We start from the raw sequence: 15,469 nt of genomic DNA, 5'->3' as shown, positions 1-15,469 counted from the left end.
GTGCAACTCTATGGACAGAACATCACCTCCCGCCTGCTGCTGGGGACGGCGCAATACCCCTCTCCCAGGGTACTGAATGCGGCAATCAAAAGCAGCGCCAGCGAGATCATCACGGTGTCGCTGCGGCGGGAAACGGCGGAGGGCACCGGTGCCGGGTTCTGGGATCAGCTACGCGCATTGGACTGTCGCATCCTGCCCAATACGGCCGGTTGCCATTCCGTGCAGGAGGCTGTGACCACCGCTCATATGGCGCGCGAGCTATTCGACACCCCATGGATCAAACTGGAGGTGATCGGCCATTCCGACACACTGCAGCCGGATGTCTTTGCGCTGGTAGAGGCTGCGCGCGTGCTGTCTGACGACGGATTTCAGGTATTTCCCTACACGACCGACGATCTTGTGGTGGGCGAAAAACTGCTCGAGGCAGGTTGCGAAGTGCTGATGCCCTGGGGCGCGCCAATAGGCTCCGGCCAGGGCCTGCGCAACCCAGATGCCCTGCGCGCGATGCGAGCGCATTTCCCCGACGTGCCGCTGATCGTGGATGCGGGCATCGGCCGCCCCTCAGATGCCACTCAGGCGATGGAACTGGGAATGGACGCGGTGCTGTTGAACACCGCAGTGGCGAAGGCCGGAGACCCTGCCGGAATGGCCCGTGCCGTCGCGCTGGCCATTGAGGCTGGCCGCGCGGGATATCTGGCTGATCCGATGGAACGGCGCGATATGGCCGTGCCCTCCACCCCTGTTCTTGGCCTCGCCGCGCTGAGCTGAGCGCCCTCAATTTGGAGACGACAATGGAGCGTTTTTACCTGATCGTTGGCCATGTCAGCCAATTGGAACTGCTGGTGCCGCATGGCGTGCGACTGGTGCAGCTGCGGCTGAAGGATCGGCCAGAGCAGGAGATCCGCCGCCAGATTGCGCGGGCGCGGGATTTCTGCGCGGTGCATGGTGCACAGCTGGTGGTCAATGACCATTGGCAGGTCGCGCTGGATCTGAATTGCGGATTTATACATCTGGGGCAAGAAGACATGGACAGTGCCGACTTTGCCGCCCTGCGTCGCAAGGGCGTACGGTTTGGCCTGTCGACCCACGATGAGGCGGAGCTGGAGCGCGCCCTGTCCCACGCGCCGGACTATGTCGCGCTTGGCCCAGTGTATGAAACCCTGCTGAAGAAGATGAAATGGGCACCACAAGGTGTGGATCGCGTGCGGCGCTGGAAGGAGATGGCAGGCAGAACCCCTCTGGTTGCCATTGGCGGGCTGACCCCCGAGCGCCTGCCCGGTGTCTTTGCCGCTGGCGCAGACAGCGCCGCTGTGGTCACCGATATCCTCCAGGCCCCTGATCCGGAGGCGCGCACGCGCGAATGGATCAAGGCCTGCGCCTCATGAGCCGCTTTGACCGCCAGATTGCCCTGCCTGAGGTGGGAGCGGAGGGACAGGCAAAGCTCGCTGCCGCCCATGTTCTGGTGGTTGGGGCTGGCGGGTTAGGCAGTCCTGTCCTGCAATATCTTGCCGGGGCCGGAATTGGCGAAATCACGGTGATGGATGGCGACAGTGTGGAAGCCACGAACCTGCCGCGCCAACCCCTGTATACACCCGCAGATATCGGCCGCTACAAAGTTGACGCCGCCCGCGAAAAGCTGTGCGCCATGGCGCCGGAACTGCGCCTGCATCCCCATGCGCGGGATCTGACGCCTGATAATGTCACGGCTGCCGTCACGCCGGTGGATCTGGTGATTGATGCCGCCGACAGCCATGCAGTGTCTTATACGCTGTCAGATTGTTGCCAGCGGCTCGGGCGGGATCTGATCTCTGGCTCGGCATTGGCGCAATCGGGATATGTCGGCGTGTTCTGCGGCGGCGGTCCGTCGCTGCGCGCCGTATTCCCTGACCCGCCCGGCAGTGCCGCCACCTGCGCCACCTCCGGGATCATGGGTCCGGTTGTCGGCGTGATTGGCGCCTGGCAGGCGCAGCTGGCGTTGAAGCTGTTGCTCAACCATCAGCCGACCCCGCGCGGGCGCATCTTCAGCGTGGATTTCGCAGGGCTGCAAATGGGTGGTTTTGATTTCAGCACCGCAAGGGAGCCAGCCCGCCCCCTCCCCTTCATCGGGTTGAACGCGATCACCGATGAGGACTACGTGGTTGAGTTGCGCCCCGAGCAAGAGGCCCCGACACCCGCTATCCGAACCGCTGTTCGTATTCTGCCGGAGGCCTTGCAGGCGAGAGATCTGCCCGGTGATCGCCGCGTGGTGCTGGCCTGTCACAGTGGCCTGCGCGCCTGGCGCACGGCGGCTGAGATTGCCCCGGATTTCGCTGGAGAACTTGTCCTGCTAGCCGCGGGCCAACCCAGATGACCACGCTTCTGATCATCGCGGGGACAGACAGCAGCGGCGGTGCAGGGCTGACCCGCGATGTCGCTGCGGCCACTGCAATGGCCCAGCTGCTTCCGCAATTTGCACAGCGCTCGCTCTCGTTGCGACCGGTGGTGACGGCAGTAACCGTGCAGACAGATGCGGCCCTGGAGGAGATCCACCCGACGCGGCCCGAGGTCATTCAGAGCCAGATACGCGCAGCCGCCGCGACCGGGCCGATTTCTGCGGTGAAAATTGGTATGGTTGGCAGCGCAATGGCCGCCGAAAGCATTGCCAAGGCGCTGGCTCTTTCGGTGCCCGACACATGCCCGGTCGTACTGGACCCAGTCCTGCGCAGCAGTTCCGGTGGCCGGTTGATGCAGGCTTCAGACCTCAAGCCCTTGATTGCACGTGCCAATCTCATCACCCCCAATGTGCAAGAGGCCGCTCAGCTTGCCCCCTGCCTGAGCGACCGGCAACCCGACAGCCCTGACACACCCGGTATCGCATCACAGACCCGTCGGTTGCAGCAGGCTCGTCAGTTGCAGGATGCGGGCGCCGATGCGGTGCTGATCAAAGGCGGGCACGGAGGTGGGGCACTGTCGGTTGACCACCTCTTCTTCGGTGACGCGCATATTCGCTACGAGAGACCACGTCTGCCGCGCGGCAGGCGTGGCACCGGCTGCACCCTCGCCACGGCAATTGCTGTTCAGCTGATGACGGGTCGGGGCTTCGATCGGGCTTGCGCCAATGCCGGTGATTATGTGCATGAATGGCTGAAGGAGGCCGCAACCTGAGCAGCGCCGCCCAGTCCGAGCAAGCGATCGCAGCCAGATCTCACTTTGGACGCGCAGTGAAACGGCCTGTGAGGGGGACCCATCTGGCGCGTCTTTACCTCGGCGTGCCTTTGCGGCTCGGACAACGCTGTTCTCAGCCGGAAGGCAAATCTGCCGGAGGGGCGGAAGGGAAAAACCGCGCCGGACTGGTCCGGCGCGGTGTCTTTGTGGTCAGCCCCATTCCTGACCTGACTTAGCCTAATTTGGCTTGGAGTTGGGGGCGTTTGGCGGGATCAGAAATCCTGCCAGATGTCCTTGGCGGCATTGCCGCTGGTGCTGGCTGCTGCGGGGGCTGGCTGTGGTGTGACAGCCTCTAGGTCCCAATCATCGCCATGGGCACTGGGGGCGGCCGGTGCGGCCTCCTGCGTGGCAACCGCTCTCCGGGTTGGCGCTGTGGACGCTGCGGGTTTACGGGCCGGGGCCTGCCCGCCGCCTGCTGCGACACGGAAATGGGCGACCAGTTCCGCCAGTTTGCTGGCATCAGCGTTCAACATGTGACCGGCGGCGGTGGCCTCTTCAACCATGGCGGCATTCTGCTGGGTGACCTGATCCAGCTGGGTCACGCCGGTGTTGATCTCATGCAGGCCGGTGGACTGTTCGCTGGCCCCGGTCGCAATGCCGGACACCAGTTGCGAGATATGACTGACCCGTTCGACAATGCCCTGAAGCGCATCACCAGTTTTTCCAACCAGATCGACGCCACGCTCCACCTGTTTGGTGCTGTCGCCGATCAGTGTCTTGATCTCCATCGCGGCATCCGAGGAGCGCTGCGCCAGCGCCCGCACCTCACTTGCGACCACGGCAAAGCCCTTGCCCGCCTCGCCAGCGCGTGCGGCTTCCACCCCGGCGTTGAGCGCCAGAAGGTTGGTCTGAAAGGCAATGTCATCAATCACACTGATGATCTGGGAGATATGGGTCGAGGATTGTTCGATCTCGGTCATGGCAGAGACCGCGCTCTGGACCACTTCGCCGCTGGTTTCGGCCTCCTGTTTGGCCTCCTGCATGATGCTTTCGACGCTGCGCGCCCCTTCGGCGGCGGATTTCACGCTGGCCGTCATCTCATCCAGAGCGGCGGCGGTTTCTTCCAGCGTGGCGGCCTGGCTTTCGGTGCGGTTCGACAGATCGTCAGACGCCTGGCTGATTTCATTTGCCCCACTGCGGATGCTCTCGGCTGTGTCAATCACCTGCGTGACCGTGGAGCTGAGTGTTTCAGAGGTGCGGTTGAAATTCTCGCGCAGTTTTTCATGATGCGAAGGGAACGGATCGGAAATGGGCTGGGAGAAATCTCCGGAGGCAAGACGCACCAGGCCTGAGCTCAGCTGTTCGACGACAACCTCTTGTTGTTGTTGCAGTTCTGCACGATCAAGTTCAGCGGAGCGTGCCTGTTTAAGATCATCTTGCAGGCTGATCAGCTGCTTGCCGATATCACCAATTTCATCATTGCGGCCCGCTTCAGGAATATCTGAGTCCAGATTTCCGGATGCGACCTCCTCGATGCGGTTGCAAATACGGTTGATTGGCTGGGTGATTGAGCGTGCAAAGAGCCAGCCAACAAGCGACATAACCGCTGCACACACCAAAGAAATCAGCAGCAGAATATTGCGTTCTCGTACAACAGGCGCAAACAGCTCCGCGCGGTCCTGTTCTGCAACAATTGCCCAATTGACCTGCGGCATGTCGACAGGTTCGGAATAGGCGACAACCGGAGTGCCGTGTGAATCCACCGTATCGGCGTAAAAGCCGCTTTCACCAGCGAGAGCTGCCGAAATCTGTTCTGTTTCCGGCAGCTGTTCCAACACCTGGTGCACGTCATCATGACGCGAGTTGGTGCGCACCTTCAAATCCTGACCAACGATGAACACGTCCAGTGTCTCATTCATGTCGGTCACCGGATTGACGATTTTGGTCAGCATGTCCACAGGCACTTGCAGGGCGATGACCCCCTGCAAATCGCCAGCAGCGTCAAAAACCGGGCTTGCGACAAATGCAGCGGCGGCGCCGTTGCTCGGAGCGTAAGATTCGAGGTCGGCAAAGACGACGTCACCCGCTGACATGTCGATGGCTGACCTGAACGCCTTGCCAAGCCCTGATTCGGCATAGGCACCATTGACCAGGTTCGAGGCGTAGTCAGCCTCCTTAGTGACCGAATAGACCACATCACCCGCGGCGTTGATCAGGAAAACGTCGTAATATCCCTTGTTCTGAAGAACGGCCGTCAGTGAAGGGTGAAAGCGGGCGTGGTGCATATGATAGGGAGAATCGCCGATTCCCCGATTCAGCAGGTGTTTTTCACCTACCGCATTGGGATTTGCGTCTATATAGGCGTTCCGCAGCGTTTTCTGGGGGTCACCTTCGATTCCTTCCCAGGTCATGGTGAACCATTCAAGCGCGGTCGCCGTTGACGGAATCGCCGCTAGGGTTGACGCGTCAGCACGAATTCCCTCAACAAGCGCTCTCAGCGCCATACTGCGGTCCTCGGTCATGGCGTGAAATTGTTCCTCAGCATGTGCAATCGCATTTCGCTGAAAAGCGAGGGAGCTGATCGTTACAAAGATCGCTGTCACCAGCACGCTGAACCCTACGATGAAGAGGGGCAGTTTGTACGCCAGACGCAGGTTGGGAATAATTTTCATCGGATACTCCATTCACAGGCACAAGAAGTGGGTGCTGGCCCTCTCCTTTTCCCTTTGATGCCCGCTAGGAGTTAATTTCGACCTTACGAGAGGTTGGTTTTTCACGGCAATTTCTCGGTAAAACGCCATAACGGAACACCAGTGTGAGTCCGTATAAATATATCACCGCGCGTGAGTGCTGTTGTTTTGGCAAAGCGGGGCGGTCCAAAAAAGTGACCGTCAGCCCGCAGGTAAAATTTAGCGAAATTCCGGCTGGTTTTTACTGCTAATTCCATGCCGATTCAGGGCTCCCGGCGGCGGGTCCGGCAATCAAATATTAAGGCCCGCCGTCTACTCCTACCGTATCGACTTGAAACCTGTCGCCGAATACGGGGGTGCGAATCGCTGACCATGACGACGGAAACGCAAAAACACATCTTGGACCTGCCCAATGCCTTCTCGGATCTGGATCCGCTGATTGCATTCTTGCGCGGGGCGCGCACTCAGGCAGTGGAGATTGATTGCAGCAATGTGGCGGTCATGCCGTCACGCTGCCTGCAGCTTCTGCTGAGTGCAGAACAACAATGGCGGTCAGAGGGGCTGGGTTTCTCAGTCGCCAAGATCACTGAAGGGTGCCGGAAATCGCTCACTCTTTTGGGGCTCGAGCCCAACCGATTTGAAGACGAGGAAACAGCATGAAGACGAAAGTTCTGGCAATCGACGATTCCCGCACCATCCGGAATCTCCTGGCCGCCGCTCTTGAAGAGGCCGGTTTTGAATACCACTGCGCCGTTGACGGCCGCGAGGGTGTGGACATGTATGCGGATGTGGCTCCGGACGTGGTGATCACAGACATCAATATGCCGAATCTGGACGGCTTTGGTGTTATCGAAGAGCTGCGCGGTGATGGTATCAACTCGAAAGTGCCGATTTTGGTGCTGACCACCGAGAGTGCTCCTGAGTTGAAGGCCCGCGCCCGTGGTGCTGGCGCTACAGGATGGATCACCAAGCCGTTTGACGACGCCTCTCTGATTTTCGCGCTGAAGCGCGTTACTGGAGCCGCGGCCTAAGATGGCGGGGTCGATACAGGACACATTCTTTGAGGAGTGCGAAGAACTCCTCGAAGCAATGGATGAGGGTTTGACCGCTATCGAAGGAGGCGATCACGACCCTGAGGTGGTCAATGCTGTCTTCCGGGCGGTTCACTCGATCAAAGGGGGCGCAGGTGCTTTCGGCTTGGACGAGCTGGTCGCGTTTGCCCATAAATTTGAAACCGTCTTTGACGAGGTGCGTGCCAACCGGCTGCAACTTGACACCAAGCTTATTCAGCTGTTGCTGCGTTGTAGCGATCACCTGTCTGATCTTGTGGCGACCTCCCGCGATGGTGGCAGCGTTGATGAGGCACATAACGATGTGCTTGTCTCTGCTCTTGAGGAGTATATCGACGAGGAAGAAGAAGAGGTCGTATTCCAGCCGATGGGTTTGGGCGGTGCCTTTGAAATGGCGCCGATCGAAGTGGAACAGGAGCGGGTCTACACCATTCGTTTCCACCCATTGAAGGACATGTACGGCACCGGTAACGAACCTTACTTCCTGTTCCAGACACTGGCCGATCTTGGCACGCTTGAGGTGACACTGGACGAGAGTGAGCTGCCCGGTTTTGATGCACTGGATACTGACGAAAGCTATCTGATCTGGGCGCTGACGCTCACCACGACAGAGCCGAAGTCGGCAATTGAGTCGGTTTTCGAGTTCGTGGAAGGGCTGTGTGAGTTGTCCATCGACTCCGATATGGATGAAGAGGACGATGCCAATGCGCTGGCTGCGCTGGAGGCTGCATTTGGTGCCGCTCCAGAGGAAGGTGGTGATCAGGTGACTGCCCCTTTTGAACCGCCGGTCTCAGCTCCAGAGCCGGAGGCCGTGGAAGCCCCGGTGGCCGCCAAAGCGGCGGCGCCAAAAGCTGAGGCCGCGAAATCCGAGCAGCGTGGGCCAAACCCGACGCTGCGGGTCGATCTGGAACGGGTCGACCGGTTGATCAACGCCGTTGGCGAATTGATCATCAACCATTCGATGCTGGCACAGCAGATTGCCAACCTCGATGTCGCAGACCTGCGGGATGTGGAAACTGAACTGGAGGGCTTTAAAAATCTGGCCCGTGATATCCAGGAAGGTGTCATGTCCATCCGCGCACAACCCGTTAAACCGCTGTTTCAGCGGATGGCGCGGATCGTGCGGGAAGCCTCCTCAGCGACAGGCAAAACTGCCAAGCTGATCACCGAGGGTGAGGGTACCGAAGTTGATAAGACCGTCATTGAACGACTGTCTGATCCGTTGACCCACATCCTGCGCAACGCAGTCGATCATGGTATCGAAAAGCCCGAGGACCGCGAAGCGGCGGGCAAGACCAAGAGCGGTGAAATCCGGCTATCGGCGTCTCATCGCTCGGGCAGTGTCTGTATCGAGATCAAGGATGATGGGGCCGGTGTTAATCGGCCGCGTGTGAAACAGATTGCCATCGACAAGGGCCTCATTCCCGAGAATGCGGACCTTAGCGATAGCGAGATCGACAACTTGTTGTTCCTGCCGGGTTTTTCCACGGCAAAGGAGATCTCAAATCTGTCCGGGCGCGGTGTCGGAATGGATGTGGTGAAGAACGCAGTCACAGCCTTGGGGGGGCGGATCAATATTGCCTCCACGCCGGGTAAGGGCTCAGTCTTCACCATTATCCTACCACTGACGCTTGCTGTGATGGACGGGATGGTTGTGTCCGTAGCGGATCAGACCATGGTTGTCCCGATCACTTCGATTGTCGAGACGATGCGCGGCAGCGATGATATGGTCAACAACCTGGGCGCCGATGGCACGCTACTGTCGATCAGGGGGAATTTTGTTCCTGTCTGCGACGTCGGCGGCGCGCTTGGACTGTCCAAGGCTGATCAGGATCAGCCACCTGGGGTCTATCTTCTGGTCGAGACAGAAACCGGTCAGCGCAGCGCTTTGGCTGTGGATGACATCCATGACCAACGTCAGGTCGTCATCAAGAGCCTTGATGGCGTATGTGGAAATATTCCTGGCGTCGCGGCCGCAACCATTCTTGGTGACGGCAAGATTGCCATGATCCTTGACCCCGAAAGTATTCTTGCGGCTTCGCCTTCTGCAGCCGCTTTCGACACAGAGCGGAGAATAAGCAATGCAATCGCAAGCTGAAGCCAAATATGACGACTCGGAAATCAAACACGCCCAGCACAGCGAATTTGTCAGTTTCACCGTTGCTGGCCAGGCGTTCTGTTTGAAAATCACCCAGATCCGTGAAATCCGGCGCTGGTCTCCGGTAACGATCCTGCCTCATGCACCTGCGGATGTGCTGGGGGTCATGAACCTGCGCGGCGCGGTGATCCCGATCTATGACCTGTCAGCACGTTTCGGACTGCAGCAGACAGAGGCGAGCGAGCGAAACGTCGTGATCGTTGTCTCTGTGCATGGCAAGCCCGTTGGCCTGCTGGCTGAGTCTGTCTCCGAGATCATTTCGATCAATCCGGATGACATTCAGGACACTCCGCCGGTCGATAGCCGCAACACGATGGACTACATTCAAGGGATTATTTCGCACGATGAAACGATGGTGCGGATCATCAATCTAGATGCTGTCATCACTGTACCGGAACAGGTGATCTCGTGACTATTGCTAATCCCATCGATACTCGTGCGGATGGTTTTACCCTGTCGGATCAGGATTTTGAAGCCATCGCCGATTTTGCGCACAAGCACTTTGGGCTGGCTATGTCGAGCAGCAAGAAGCCGCTGGTTTCTTCACGCTTGGCGCGGCGGTTGCGCAAGCTGAATTACACCGATTTCAAATCCTATCTGAAGGAATTGAACGGTCCCAATGCGGATGCGGAACGCAGCGAACTGCTGTCTCTGCTGACCACAAACGTGACGCAGTTCTTTCGAGAACCGCATCATTTCGACACGTTGCGCGATGATGTCCTGCCGCCGTTACTGGAGAAAGCGCGTCGCGGAGATCGGGTGCGCATCTGGTCTGCAGGATGTTCTAACGGGCAGGAGCCTTATACCATCGCGATGGTGTTGAAAGAGCTCTGTCCGGATGTTGAGAAGCTGGACGTGAAAATCCTTGGCACGGATATCGATCCGGTGGTTGTCCGCAAGGCATCCTCCGCCCGGTATTCCGCTGATGAACTGTCGCAAATCCCGCAGAAATATAGCGGGTATTACAAGATCGAAGGCCAAGATGGGGCAATCCGCGACGACCTGCGCGCATTGCTGACATTTGGGGTACTCAATCTGATTGAACCTTTCCCGTTCAAGGGCAAGTTCGATGCGATTTTTTGCCGGAACGTCGCGATCTATTTCGACACTCCGACGCAACAGAAGGTTTGGCATGCGTTCCAACGCAGCCTGAACCCCGGCGGCTATCTGTTTATCGGCCATTCGGAACGTATGTCGGGGCCTGCGGCATCGGCGCTGCAGACCGTCGGCATCACCACTTACCTGAACTCTCCTGCCGGTGGGAACACCTGAGCAGTCCGGCACAATAAGAGAAAATGAGGAACTAAAAATGAGCTTGAAAGACTCTCTGCGCGTGATGGTCGTTGATGATATGTCCACCAGTCGAGGCATCCTGACCCAATGTCTGGATGAGCTTGGCGTCAGCAACTATATGGTTGAAAATAACGGGCAATCGGCATTTCAGAAGCTCGTCGCCAATCCGGTGCACCTGGTGCTGTCTGACTATAATATGCCAGGCATGGATGGGCTGGGCCTTCTGAAGGCCCTGCGTGAACATCGTGTGACGCAACGCGTGGGCTTCATCCTGGTAACAGGCAAGCCAACTCCCGAAATCGTTGAGGTTGGCCGCCGTCTTGCAATGAACAACATCATTCGCAAACCCTTCACCGTTGCCACGATGAAGCAAGCTATTGAACAAGTGGTTGGCCGCCTATGAACATGCAATCGACACCACCGCCGAAAGGCCACACGATCAGTGACCTTTGCGATGTGTCGCGCGCTGAGATGAAGCGGCTGCAGGAACAGGTGCAGGTGCTTGAGGATACTGTGTTGACGATCTTCGAACGCGGGACACCTCCCACACGAGAAGAACGACAATCTCTGCAGGACTTTGATCTGGTTGTGCAGACCCTGGCTGCAATGGTGAAGTTCTATGACGAACTCAGAAAACTTGCGGCGGATACCGGCGGTATCAACTTGGAAGACAGCAGCGCGGTGGTAACACTACATAAGCTGCGTGACCGGCTACGCGACCCTGCAAGCGCAGCTCAGGAGTAAGGAAACCTGCACCGCCATCCCGGCGGTGCAGCCCTGTTCCGGATATTGGTGTTCTGCGCAGTTTGCCTGGCGCTAAGATGTGAATGCCAACCAAGTTTTCAATCGGCTGAAGTAACCGCAATTTGCGACCGAGGCCAAAGTAGAACCCGTCACCTGCTTCCTACCGGTCGAAGTTCTGGACCCTGAACCTTTCGGAGTGATCCCGATTCCGCCAAACACAAAGGTCTGGCTGGCGGTTGAGGTCGCGGACATGTGTAAGGGGTTTGGCGACGAAGGTTCTGGCTGAAAATCCGTTCTGCGGGTACCTGCATGTTTTTCGCGAACGGCGCGGAGATCCGCTGAAGGGATAGCCATGGGGGCTTGCTTGTTCTCTAAGCGGCTGGAACGGGGGCGGTTCATCTGACCCTCTGCGAAAGACGGCAAGATCAGCCTAGCGCCGGATCAGCTGTCGATGTTGCCTGAAGGGGCCGATTGGTGGCTATCGCAAAGAACCTAGAAACCGTTGATATTCAGGAATCGTCTCGCATTTCCAGAGCGGTAGGAAACTCCTTCCGCAATAGCTGGGGCGTTTTCCGGCCCATGCTGGATGCGCACCGAACATTGCTTTCCGATCCCTGCGAGCTCAGTGTGACGGCGCAGACGCTGAAAAATGCCGCCAGCTTGCGGGGCATAGCCAGCATCGGTTCGGATCAAAGTCAGAACGCCTTGATAAGCTTCAACTCCGTCTGGACCTATGTCCGTATGAACGCCACTGGAGTGGAAAAGCTGCTGTCGTTACCGACGTGCTCTTTTGAAATGTCTTCTCTTTGAGGTTAGCCTGTTCTCCGGCTGAGGAGGCAGACGATGGAAAAGAAGCCATTTCAGCGAAAAGCAGATCATAGGCTTTCTGGACGTGTCAGGTTTTAGTGCCGCTCCGGGTTCTCATTTATGCGGCATGAGCCTCGAAGGCCGAGGAGCTTTTCCAGCCCAAGGCTGAGTGCCTGGACGAACACCTGTTCGCGCGCTTACGCAATGGCCGAAACCTGACCCGAGCCCCGTGCGACGACTACAATCACCACCGCCCGCATTCGAGCTTCGACGGGTTCACCCCGCGGGAATATAACCACGGTCAGGAGAGGGCCAAACCCTGAACAGAGATCACGGAAAAACGCGAACTCTGAGGGAAAACGTGATCGTCAGTTTTGGCCATCTATTAACTGGGTCGAGAAAACGCAGTCTACCAGACATAAACCTCCATCTCATTGGCGGAGATGGAATAGCCGGTTTGACCAAGTTTGGTCGACTGCAATTGCGTTCGCATGGTCCCTGTTACCCAAACTGGATCCCAGAGCATATCGCCCGGCCACGGCGTCTGGGTGCTCACCATAACCAGTTGGTTTGCAGGCGGTGGCGGGGTGTGGATACAGGCACCGACGTAGGGAACCAACATGAAATCGGCCACTCCGTCGGAGCTGATTTCAAAGGGAATAATGAAGCCAGGCATTTTGATGAACGCACCGTTTAGCGCTTCGTTCAGTTTTGTGGCATTGGCGTCATAAACTGGAGACCATGTGTCATTTTCCAGGTCCAAATCGCCCTCACCAGTAATTTCCGAGTAGGGAACCCCCGGGGGGATCAAATCCTCCCACATGATTTCGCGGGGCGTCGCACCAAAAGCCATATGTGGCGCGGCGACGGATCCAGCCAACCCCATCATGACCGTTCTGCGGTTCAACATATGCATTCACCTCATTCAGTCAGAGTATCACGTTTTTACGACCATACCATCAGCGACAGACATTCTGTAGGCTCGCATGGCGGGTATGAGGCTCACAATCACGCCAGCGCAGATCACAGCAAAAAGGACCCAGAACTCACGCAGCGTTGGTGTATCAATCGGTATCCATAAGCCGAAAGTGCTGTCCAGGATAGGTTGGGCCACGAACAAGCCGATATATAACAACACCAGCCCAAGCAGCGCGCCAACGGTGGCCATCATCATTGCTTCCAGCACCAGCAAGCTGAGAATGGTCCGGGGCCGGGCGCCCATTGCACGGAAGATTGCCATTTCGCGGCGCCGTTCGTTGAGGCTGGAGAAAATTGTCGCCATCATTCCAATCAAAGCGGTGACCACCACCATCGCGGACACTGCGAGTAAAGCGGTTTCCGCGATGCCGACAATGCTCCACAGTTCCTGCAGCGCAACGCCTGGCAAAATCGCCAGTAGGGGCTCTTCGCGATATTCATTGATGGCGCGTTGCAACGCGAAGGTTTGCAATGGGCTTTCAACGCCGATGAGAGCTGCGGTTATCGCCTTGGGCGTCAGCTCCATCTCGCGGATGACGTCTACCGGCGTTGATTGGCCGGGAATTTGCGCGCCACTTTGCCAATCCACATGAATTGCCTCGATTGCCTTCATACTCACGATGACTGTGCGATCGACTGGCGTGCCGGTTTTCTCCAGTATGCCGGACACGCGGAATGGTTGGTCTTTATGTTTGGCAAAGGACGCAAGCCCGTGCGCTACAATAATGGGATCCCCAACATGATAGTCCAACGTGGCAGCAACATCGGCACCAATCACGGTATCAAAGAGATCCTCCATCGGCGTGCCATCCGCCATCTTCAGGGACCGGCCCTGGCGGTACTTATAATGATCAAAGAATGCTGTGGTTGTTCCCATGACGCGAAACTGACGATGGCTGTCGCCCAGTGAAATCGGCACTATCCAGTCAACATCGGGTCGTTTTGCGATGTCTTGATAGCTTTCCCAAGTGACGTTGTTGGTCGCATTGCCAATGCGAAAAACAGAGTAGAGCAGCAACTGTACAGACCCAGACCGGGCGCCGACAATTAGATCTGTGCCGGAAATCGTATCGGCAAAGCTCGCTTTGGCGCCGGTCCGTATTTTCTCAACACCAAGAAACAGAGCGACGGACAATGCTATGGCAAGGACCGTCATGCCGACGGTCAACGCCCTTGCGAAGAGCGAAGCAATTGCGAGCCGCAGTATCATGTCATCGCCCTTTTCACTTGAGCGATATCTTCCACATGGATCACACGGTCAAAACATGCGCTGAGCCGTGAGTCATGGCTGACCATCAGCAGCGCTGAGCCGTGCGATGCTGTCTGAGTAAAAAGTAAGTCTAAGAAAGCGTTCTGAACGCCGCTATCAAGTGCTGAGGTAGGCTCATCGGCGATGATCAACGGGGGGGTGCCAATCAACGCTCGGGCCACTGCAACACGTTGCTGTTGACCCACGCTTAGGGTCCGGGCCTTGGCGCTGATAACACCCTCTGGCAAATTGAGTGCCGAACATAATCGCGATGCTTCCGCGATTGCGTCACTCACACGCTGCCGCCGTGACGGCGCAAAACGGAGCGGGAGCAGAATATTGTCGATCACCGATCCAAAGGGCAATAGGTTAAACTGTTGAAAGATAACCCCAATATGATTTGCTCTGAACGTATCACGCGCGCCATTGTTTAAGGCGGAGATAGTTTTACCTGCGATGGAGATCTCTCCGCGGTCCGGCAGGACTGTGCCGCAGATCAACGACAAAAGAGTGGATTTTCCTGAGCCGCTTTCGCCGAGTAACAGCACGGTCTCGCCTGCTGCCACAGTAAGATGCGGGACCGTCAGCGAGAACCCGTCACGGCCCGGCCAGCGATAGGCCAGGTCGTTGATTTCGAGGGTTGCATTAAGCACTTGCAGTCAGGGCTCCAAATTTAAGACCGGCGCGTTGCGGTCAACCTGATAGGCGCGCGCACCAGTTGATTTGATCACTTGTACATCAACACGCTGCGCCTGCGGGAAGGCGCTGAAATAGGCAAATGTCATTTTACTCAATGCCTCAGGGTTTTCACAGTCTAGCAGGTAGTTTGCATAAAACTCGGAGTGGGCAGGATGCTCAGCGTGACCGTCATGATGGTCACCATGATGCTCTTCGTGTCCATGTTCCTCATGTTCGGCGCCATCATGTTTTTCATGATCCTCATGCCCATGATCATGCGTGTGCTGCTCATCGGTGTGCGCCTCATGCGCGTGTTCGTCAGCGTGCTCTTCATGTTCCTCCTCGCCTGCAAGCGCTGCATGTGCATCCACTATGTTGCAGAGCGCTGGGTCCGGGACAACGAACAACTGCAACGGTGTATGGAGTGTGGCAATCGCTGCATTAACTGCGGAAATATCTGTCTCACTTTTTGCGGCGTATTCAAACCCGACAATGTCTGCCCCCGGGGCTTTGAACTCCATTGCGACCTTTGTGGTTTCGATCGCAATGTTTAGCGTCCCAACGCCATGTTCATGGGCATCAAGTTCGCGCGTGCCCTCTGCCAATGCAGGCAGAGCGGCGATGATAGCAAACAATGAGAGCGTTCGTTTCATGACCA

General features: G+C 57.4%; 17 protein-coding genes and 2 pseudogenes. 14 read left to right on the top strand and 5 right to left on the bottom strand.

Features of this window, described 5'->3' with window-relative positions:
- Genes J4721_RS02095 through J4721_RS02080 form a run of 4 tightly spaced genes read left to right on the top strand, consistent with a single transcriptional unit; the run spans nt 1 to nt 3,144 of the window.
- On the top strand, nt 1-768 hold the full coding sequence (locus J4721_RS02095; RefSeq protein WP_014874013.1) for a thiazole synthase: 768 nt from the start codon (nt 1-3) through the stop codon (nt 766-768).
- Between the two features lie 23 nt (nt 769-791).
- Nucleotides 792-1,385, top strand: a complete 594-nt coding sequence (locus tag J4721_RS02090; protein WP_102858128.1) for a thiamine phosphate synthase — start codon at nt 792-794, stop codon at nt 1,383-1,385.
- Nucleotides 1,361-2,350 (top strand): HesA/MoeB/ThiF family protein, encoded by a 990-nt coding sequence (locus J4721_RS02085; RefSeq protein ID WP_102883184.1) that lies wholly within the window; start codon nt 1,361-1,363, stop codon nt 2,348-2,350. The genes J4721_RS02090 and J4721_RS02085 overlap by 25 nt, the downstream gene beginning before the upstream one ends.
- The gene (locus J4721_RS02080; RefSeq protein ID WP_211002005.1) at nt 2,347-3,144 is read left to right on the top strand and encodes a hydroxymethylpyrimidine/phosphomethylpyrimidine kinase; all 798 of its coding nucleotides are present in this window, start codon (nt 2,347-2,349) and stop codon (nt 3,142-3,144) included. The genes J4721_RS02085 and J4721_RS02080 overlap by 4 nt, the downstream gene beginning before the upstream one ends.
- 272 nt (nt 3,145-3,416) lie before the next feature.
- On the opposite strand, the gene J4721_RS02075 is transcribed toward J4721_RS02080, so the two are convergent.
- Nucleotides 3,417-5,816 carry a methyl-accepting chemotaxis protein gene (locus tag J4721_RS02075; RefSeq protein ID WP_102875526.1) on the bottom strand — a complete coding sequence of 800 codons (2,400 nt, stop codon included), beginning with the start codon at nt 5,814-5,816 and terminating at the stop codon, nt 3,417-3,419.
- A 390-nt stretch (nt 5,817-6,206) separates the two neighbouring features.
- Between J4721_RS02075 and J4721_RS02070 the strand changes: the two genes are divergently transcribed.
- The 10 genes and pseudogenes from J4721_RS02070 to J4721_RS02030 all read left to right on the top strand — a co-directional run.
- On the top strand, nt 6,207-6,494 hold the full coding sequence (locus J4721_RS02070; RefSeq protein WP_024099218.1) for an STAS domain-containing protein: 288 nt from the start codon (nt 6,207-6,209) through the stop codon (nt 6,492-6,494).
- Nucleotides 6,491-6,865, top strand: a complete 375-nt coding sequence (locus J4721_RS02065) for a response regulator (RefSeq protein ID WP_014881839.1) — start codon at nt 6,491-6,493, stop codon at nt 6,863-6,865. The genes J4721_RS02070 and J4721_RS02065 overlap by 4 nt, the downstream gene beginning before the upstream one ends.
- 1 nt (nt 6,866) lies before the next feature.
- Nucleotides 6,867-9,002 carry a chemotaxis protein CheA gene (locus J4721_RS02060; protein ID WP_014889357.1) on the top strand — a complete coding sequence of 712 codons (2,136 nt, stop codon included), beginning with the start codon at nt 6,867-6,869 and terminating at the stop codon, nt 9,000-9,002.
- Entirely contained in the window at nt 8,986-9,474 is a 489-nt protein-coding gene (locus tag J4721_RS02055; protein WP_014881837.1) for a chemotaxis protein CheW, read from the top strand. Before J4721_RS02060 ends, J4721_RS02055 begins: the two co-directional genes overlap by 17 nt.
- Complete coding sequence (locus J4721_RS02050) at nt 9,471-10,334, top strand: protein-glutamate O-methyltransferase CheR (RefSeq protein ID WP_014881836.1); 864 nt, start codon at nt 9,471-9,473, stop codon at nt 10,332-10,334. Before J4721_RS02055 ends, J4721_RS02050 begins: the two co-directional genes overlap by 4 nt.
- Nucleotides 10,335-10,371: 37 nt before the next feature.
- Nucleotides 10,372-10,758: a response regulator gene (locus J4721_RS02045; protein WP_014881835.1), complete on the top strand. Its 387-nt coding sequence runs from the start codon at nt 10,372-10,374 to the stop codon at nt 10,756-10,758.
- The gene (locus J4721_RS02040; protein ID WP_014881834.1) at nt 10,755-11,099 is read left to right on the top strand and encodes a hypothetical protein; all 345 of its coding nucleotides are present in this window, start codon (nt 10,755-10,757) and stop codon (nt 11,097-11,099) included. The genes J4721_RS02045 and J4721_RS02040 overlap by 4 nt, the downstream gene beginning before the upstream one ends.
- Before the next feature lie 196 nt (nt 11,100-11,295).
- Nucleotides 11,296-11,595: pseudogene (gene tnpB / locus J4721_RS19695) on the top strand (IS66 family insertion sequence element accessory protein TnpB).
- The gene (locus tag J4721_RS02035; protein ID WP_211002004.1) at nt 11,574-11,909 is read left to right on the top strand and encodes a hypothetical protein; all 336 of its coding nucleotides are present in this window, start codon (nt 11,574-11,576) and stop codon (nt 11,907-11,909) included. Before tnpB ends, J4721_RS02035 begins: the two are co-directional and overlap by 22 nt.
- 158 nt (nt 11,910-12,067) lie before the next feature.
- Nucleotides 12,068-12,234, top strand: a pseudogene (locus tag J4721_RS02030) (integrase core domain-containing protein); the annotation flags it as partial.
- 81 nt (nt 12,235-12,315) lie between these two features.
- On the opposite strand, the gene J4721_RS02025 reads toward J4721_RS02030, so the two are convergent.
- The 4 genes from J4721_RS02025 to J4721_RS02010 are packed head-to-tail and all read right to left on the bottom strand — an operon-like array spanning nt 12,316 to nt 15,464.
- Nucleotides 12,316-12,816, bottom strand: a complete 501-nt coding sequence (locus J4721_RS02025; RefSeq protein ID WP_211002282.1) for a DUF3299 domain-containing protein — start codon at nt 12,814-12,816, stop codon at nt 12,316-12,318.
- Between the two features lie 27 nt (nt 12,817-12,843).
- Nucleotides 12,844-14,094, bottom strand: coding sequence for an ABC transporter permease (locus J4721_RS02020; protein WP_211002003.1), 1,251 nt, complete (start codon nt 14,092-14,094; stop codon nt 12,844-12,846).
- Complete coding sequence (locus J4721_RS02015; RefSeq protein ID WP_211002002.1) at nt 14,091-14,786, bottom strand: ATP-binding cassette domain-containing protein; 696 nt, start codon at nt 14,784-14,786, stop codon at nt 14,091-14,093. The genes J4721_RS02020 and J4721_RS02015 overlap by 4 nt, the downstream gene beginning before the upstream one ends.
- A 6-nt stretch (nt 14,787-14,792) precedes the next feature.
- On the bottom strand, nt 14,793-15,464 hold the full coding sequence (locus J4721_RS02010; RefSeq protein ID WP_102856120.1) for a DUF2796 domain-containing protein: 672 nt from the start codon (nt 15,462-15,464) through the stop codon (nt 14,793-14,795).
- Nucleotides 15,465-15,469: the final 5 nt, after the last annotated feature.

The organism is Phaeobacter sp. HS011, from assembly GCF_018101215.1.
GTDB lineage: Bacteria > Pseudomonadota > Alphaproteobacteria > Rhodobacterales > Rhodobacteraceae > Phaeobacter > Phaeobacter inhibens.
The sequence above is the reverse complement of the archived record's forward strand: the minus strand, read 5'-3'. Positions and strand labels throughout refer to the sequence as shown.

Excerpts from the sequence above, each read along its gene's own strand:
- J4721_RS02070 (WP_024099218.1), top strand. The coding sequence starts at position 6,207 with ATGACGACGGAAACGCAAAAACACATCTTGGACCTGCCCAATGCCTTC.
- J4721_RS02025 (WP_211002282.1), bottom strand. The coding sequence starts at position 12,816 with ATGTTGAACCGCAGAACGGTCATGATGGGGTTGGCTGGATCCGTCGCC.
- J4721_RS02055 (WP_014881837.1), top strand. The coding sequence starts at position 8,986 with ATGCAATCGCAAGCTGAAGCCAAATATGACGACTCGGAAATCAAACAC.
- J4721_RS02040 (WP_014881834.1), top strand. The coding sequence starts at position 10,755 with ATGAACATGCAATCGACACCACCGCCGAAAGGCCACACGATCAGTGAC.
- J4721_RS02065 (WP_014881839.1), top strand. The coding sequence starts at position 6,491 with ATGAAGACGAAAGTTCTGGCAATCGACGATTCCCGCACCATCCGGAAT.
- J4721_RS02020 (WP_211002003.1), bottom strand. The coding sequence starts at position 14,094 with ATGATACTGCGGCTCGCAATTGCTTCGCTCTTCGCAAGGGCGTTGACC.
- J4721_RS02060 (WP_014889357.1), top strand. The coding sequence starts at position 6,867 with ATGGCGGGGTCGATACAGGACACATTCTTTGAGGAGTGCGAAGAACTC.
- J4721_RS02010 (WP_102856120.1), bottom strand. The coding sequence starts at position 15,464 with ATGAAACGAACGCTCTCATTGTTTGCTATCATCGCCGCTCTGCCTGCA.
- J4721_RS02045 (WP_014881835.1), top strand. The coding sequence starts at position 10,372 with ATGAGCTTGAAAGACTCTCTGCGCGTGATGGTCGTTGATGATATGTCC.
- J4721_RS02075 (WP_102875526.1), bottom strand. The coding sequence starts at position 5,816 with ATGAAAATTATTCCCAACCTGCGTCTGGCGTACAAACTGCCCCTCTTC.
- J4721_RS02090 (WP_102858128.1), top strand. The coding sequence starts at position 792 with ATGGAGCGTTTTTACCTGATCGTTGGCCATGTCAGCCAATTGGAACTG.
- J4721_RS02080 (WP_211002005.1), top strand. The coding sequence starts at position 2,347 with ATGACCACGCTTCTGATCATCGCGGGGACAGACAGCAGCGGCGGTGCA.
- J4721_RS02085 (WP_102883184.1), top strand. The coding sequence starts at position 1,361 with ATGGATCAAGGCCTGCGCCTCATGAGCCGCTTTGACCGCCAGATTGCC.